The 5070-nt window shown below is 34.1% G+C and carries 4 protein-coding genes; 3 read left to right on the top strand and 1 reads right to left on the bottom strand.

Annotated elements, in window-relative coordinates:
* The first annotated feature begins 603 nt into the window (after positions 1-603).
* The 3 genes from AB1422_16700 to AB1422_16690 all read left to right on the top strand — a co-directional run bounded on the left by AB1422_16700 (position 604) and on the right by AB1422_16690 (position 4757).
* Positions 604-2220: a hypothetical protein gene (locus AB1422_16700; GenBank protein ID MEW6620946.1), complete on the top strand. Its 1617-nt coding sequence runs from the start codon at positions 604-606 to the stop codon at positions 2218-2220.
* On the top strand, positions 2150-4246 hold the full coding sequence (locus tag AB1422_16695; protein ID MEW6620945.1) for an AMIN domain-containing protein: 2097 nt from the start codon (positions 2150-2152) through the stop codon (positions 4244-4246). Before AB1422_16700 ends, AB1422_16695 begins: the two co-directional genes overlap by 71 nt.
* A gap of 280 nt (positions 4247-4526) precedes the next feature.
* The gene (locus AB1422_16690) at positions 4527-4757 is read left to right on the top strand and encodes a hypothetical protein (GenBank protein ID MEW6620944.1); all 231 of its coding nucleotides are present in this window, start codon (positions 4527-4529) and stop codon (positions 4755-4757) included.
* Positions 4758-4831: 74 nt separating this feature from the next.
* Here AB1422_16690 and AB1422_16685 read toward each other — a convergent pair whose 3' ends face one another.
* Positions 4832-4945 (bottom strand): GxxExxY protein, encoded by a 114-nt coding sequence (locus AB1422_16685; GenBank protein ID MEW6620943.1) that lies wholly within the window; start codon positions 4943-4945, stop codon positions 4832-4834.
* Positions 4946-5070 lie beyond the last annotated feature (125 nt).

Genomic DNA, 5070 nt, shown 5'->3' with positions numbered 1-5070 from the left:
GTAGTAGAAAATTTATGGAAAGCCATTTACCGATATATTGTCCCTATGGGACATTATTTGTGTGATATTTATTTCTACCGATATGTTGTCCCTATGGGACATTAAATGAAGGATGAGGTAGAATTCTCGGGACGGTTCACTTTTGTTTGAAAAATTGCGGATTGAAATTAGAAATTGGAAATTAGGGAGAGAGACAAAAGCCCAATTTCTAATTTCCAATTTCCAACAAAAATCATAGGGAAAACGATAAAAGAAACCATCCCTAATTGTCTAAAAATATAGAGAGTTATAGCATTAATTTGACATAGTGTAGTAATGGTTCACGCATAACTTGTTAATTCACTACGAGTAGTTACGAGTATTTAATTGTAAGTAAAGTTTTGAATAATAACTGCTATATCGACTGGTTAATGACCCTCTGGGTTGTCTTTTGGGACTCCAAAATGTCAAGAAATACAAAAAGATGGCAAGAAATGAGGTAACACAATGCCAGGGACCAGAGATATAACTTTATGTCCTACGCAACGCTCTCAAATATTCCTATTTCACAGGTCGAATTTTTTTGTTGACAGGAAATAAAATCTATGGTAAAATATCTCCATAATGAGTAAAAGTGAAGGTAACATCAAAAATGCTCAAAAAACAAATTCCTATCAGTTAATAAAGTGGATATGTATATTTTGTGCTCTATCTACTTTTCCTGCTGTTTCAAATTCAGAGCTTAAACTTACTTTAACTCCACCAATCATAGAATTATCTACCGTCCAGGGAGCAGTTAAAACATTTCCTTTATTATTGACAAATAATGGTGAGAATGATTTGCAGATAAAATTATATGCCACAGACTTAGTTTTAGAGAGAGAAGGAAAGGTGTTATTTCCTAAGCCAGGTACCTCTAAATATTCTTGTACCCAATGGTTAACTATTCTACCAAAAGAAAAGGTGCTGCGCGGGAATGAAGCCATTCAAGTGATGTGTAAACTTTCTGTCCCCAAAGGGGAATTAGGCGGAAGATATTCTGCAATTATGGTCGAAATTGTTCCTGAGAAGATAGAGAAATCTACACCAATCTACTATCGATTAGCCTCACTCTTACTGGTGACGATTAAAGGATATGGACTTACTACCAATGCAGTTATAGAAGATATTCAATTAAAGCCCTCTAAAAATTATTCAGGATATGAGATTATAGCCTCGTTAAAAAATACAGGGAATATTCATATTATTGCTAATGGTGAAGCGGTATTGAAGAATGAACAAGGATATAAACTTAGAGGAGAGCCAATTACTCTTACCGCAGGGAAAGGGACTGTTTTACCAGAAGGAATTAGAGATTTTAAAGGAGATTTTCGATCTAACATCCGTGATGGAATCTATATAATAGAAACTAAATTTGTTTATGGAGGGAAGAGAGAAAAAACCAAAAGTAAGAAGATAAAAGTTTCTAAGGGTAAAATTGAAGAATTGAAGGAAGAGGAATTAATTGCTGTCAGTAAAGAAGCACAGAAGAAAGAAAAACTATGGATTGAACCATCTTTTATTGACTTAATCTCACCTCCTGGAGGGATGCGAAGCTTTTCTATATTAGTGCGTAATGAAGGTCAATCGGAATTAGAGGTTGAGGTTTTTCCCCAAGATTATGCTGTTAACGAGGATGGCCAAATTTCCTATTTACCTGCTGGTAACCAACCTTATTCTTGTGCTAAATGGATATCTATTAATCAATCTAAATTTAACCTTTCTCCAAAAGATAAACGAAATCTTTCTTTTTCTATTCGGGTTCCCCGCGAAGTTAATGGTGGAAAATATGCTAAGTTGTGTTTTGCCGGTCTTACGAAAGATAAAAAAGCAACCGTTACCTCAGAGGTATCAATTACTGTAGAAATTCCTAACACGGCAGTAAAAAAGGCTGAAATTGAAAATATCTCCTATCAGAAGAATAAAGATAATTCATTATCTTTCTCTATTACTTTCGTTAATTTAGGGAATATTCATCTCCGTCCAAAAGGGAATTTAAGGATATATGAAGAAGAGAAGAGGAAAGAAATACTTAACATTCCGTTGATGGAAGAAATAGAACCTCTCTTACCTAACCAGAAAAGGATAATCTCATCTTTATATAAGGGAGAATTAAAAAGAGGTAATTATTATGCAGTTGCGGAACTCGATTTTGGCGCTAAAGAACCAATCTCTAAAAAACAAAAACTTACAGTTAAGTAAAAAAGCAAAAATCTATCTCTGGTTGATATTTTATCTATTTTTATTCAGCCCAGCTTTTGGGGCACAACACACACAACTCTTAGATATTGATGTAAAAGAAGGAGATGAGAAGAATAAAACAAAGGTTATCTTTATCACCGAGCAACAAGCCAATTATTCGCTTATCCGTGCCTTTAATAATCTTTCAGCAAAAATAATCTTTGAGGATACAATAAATAGTTGGTTGTCGGATACAGAATTCTATGAACAAGGCATAATAAAAAAGATTAATGTCGTTGAAGGAAGAGATTTTACTACTATTGCCGAAATAGAATTCCGAATTCCTGTTATTCCCTTAGTGGAGTCAGTTAATAACACAGTTGTCCTTACAGCTGTTCCTACTCTAAAGCAAGAAGAATATCTACAAAAGGAGAAGGAAAGTAAGGAATTATATCAGATAAAAGATATTGATATCAAAGAAGAAGAAGGACAAATAAGAGTAATAATAAAAACTTCTAATACCCCTATTCTAAAACATTTTCGCACAGAAGACCCTTCTTTAATAGTTATAGACTTTTTAGAATGTAAATGTGAATACACAAGAAAAAAGATAAAGAAAAATTCTTATATTTCTTTCATTTCCATTATCCAATTGCTTACTACTCCTACACATATAAGTAGAATAACCATTGGGTTAATGGAACCATCCTTAGTATCACAGATTACTTCAGGAATCAATCAAGTTGAAGTAGTAATAAAAGAGGAGAGTGTAGAAAAGAAGAAATCTCAGGTTAGCCCTCAACAGATATTGCCAGAGAAAGAAGTAGGAGCCTCAACAATAGAAACCATAAAAAAGGAGGCTAAATCACTTGAATCTTCAATACCTGCTTCTGTAAAAAGAGGAGAAATCCAGGTCAAAGAAGAGCCGAAAAAAGAAGAACCATTAATCACTAATGTCTTCTTTGAAACAGATATCTCTCAAGTGCTTCGAGATATATCAACTCAGGCAAAAATACCAATTATCCCCGATGATACTGTTCGAGGAGTTATTACGGTAGAACTCCAGGATGTCCCTTTATCAAAAGCATTAGAGATGGTTCTTGCTCCAAAAGGATATATGTTTTGTAAATTTGATAATTACTATCTGGTAGGATTAGCTGATCCAACTGGTCCGTCATTTGCTAAACTTACCTCAACAGAATTTCTTAATTTGAACTATTTGCAAGCAGAAGATTTACTAACCCTCATACCGCAATCCTTTTTATCCTTTATCCAGGTAAATAAGGGAAAGAATCTGGTGACTATCACTGCCCCAGATCCCCTTATTGAGCGTATTAAAAATGATATCGCTTTGATTGATATCCCACCACAACAGGTTGTCATTGAATCCCTTATTGCAGAAATATCTAAAGAAGGAATAAGGAATATTGGCACAAATTGGAATTTTAAATGGAAGGATTCTTCGGTGACGCTCAAAAAGGAAACGGATAAAACCTCAAAAATTTCCTACACAATTACTAATGACCTTACCTCTCAGGCTCTAATTACATTCATCGATATGTTAGTTAAGGAAGGAAAGGCAGAAATTAAAGCTAATCCAAAAGTAGTTACATTAACTGGACAACAGGCTAAAATCAAATTGTCCAGAGAAGAATTTTATCAATTATTAAGTGGCAGGGTAGGATATGAATCGGTAACACTCAAAGCGATTGAATCAGGAATTATCCTTGATATTACACCGTATATTTCCCAAAAAGGAGAAATTACTGTTAAGATTATTTCTGAAGTAGGTGATGTTGCTGGTGAAGGAACACCACAAGGATTACCTATCATTAATAAACGGAATGTAGAAACAAAAGTTAGGGTCAAGGAAGGAGAAACTATTATTATTGGTGGACTAACTCAAAAGAAGAAAAAAAATTCATTAGTCAAAATACCTGTTTTAGGAAGTATTCCTATTATTGGTTTCTTCTTTAAACAGGTTAAGACTATTACCGAGGAAACAGAGGTAATGATATTTATCACACCACATATTATTAAATCGTAACTATTCAATGAACTATATATACTCATCCACAACAAGTTTGCAAAAATTCAGATTATTGGTAAATATTCTTGCAAATCTGTCTGGTTTGAATAGATGGTAATCTTCCTGTGCCCCGTCGGGGCTTGATTTTATGGAATAATCCATTCCGTAGATTGAAACCTACGGGCTAATAAATTCCTTTGCACCTTTGGTGCATAGAGATATCAAATTCGTAGCCTAAATCTAACCGTACAGGTCGAAAATTTGGTGGTGTCTGAAAATAACGCTAATAATGAAATCTATGCAGATTTGGTGTCCAAAAGGAGATAAGGAGATAAAGGGAGAGATGGAGATTATTCATTGTAATTTGCAAAATTTTAGAATGAATTTATCTCCTTATCTCCATAATCCCCATATCTCCTTTTCTTACACTATTTCAACCTGTTATGCTAGATTAAGACACCAAAAAATTTCGACCTGTGAAATAGGTCAACGAGGGAAAAACAAAATTATACTCCACTGCTTGGTGTAAGAAAAGGAGATAGGGAGATTAAGGAGATAAGGGGATATTATTCTAATTCCACTCTTCTAAAATCTGCCTTTTCTTTAGCAAAGTTTACAAGAATAGCCACCTTTACACCTGCAGCTTTTAAAGCGGTAAATACTCTCCAGAAAACCTGGCCCCAGTGTCTGGTGTACCTTGATAATACATTGAATTATTATCTCAGTAAGTAGATTTTCTTGATATTCTTCTCTGATATCTCCATATCCCCTTTATCCCCTTATCCCCCTTCTTATACTAACTACGATCAAAATATTCCTATTTCACAGGTCGAAAAATTTTA

It is taken from the genome of bacterium (assembly GCA_040757115.1).
Taxonomy (GTDB): Bacteria; UBA9089; CG2-30-40-21; order CG2-30-40-21; family SBAY01; genus JBFLXS01.
This window is presented reverse-complemented; position numbering and strand designations above follow the sequence as displayed.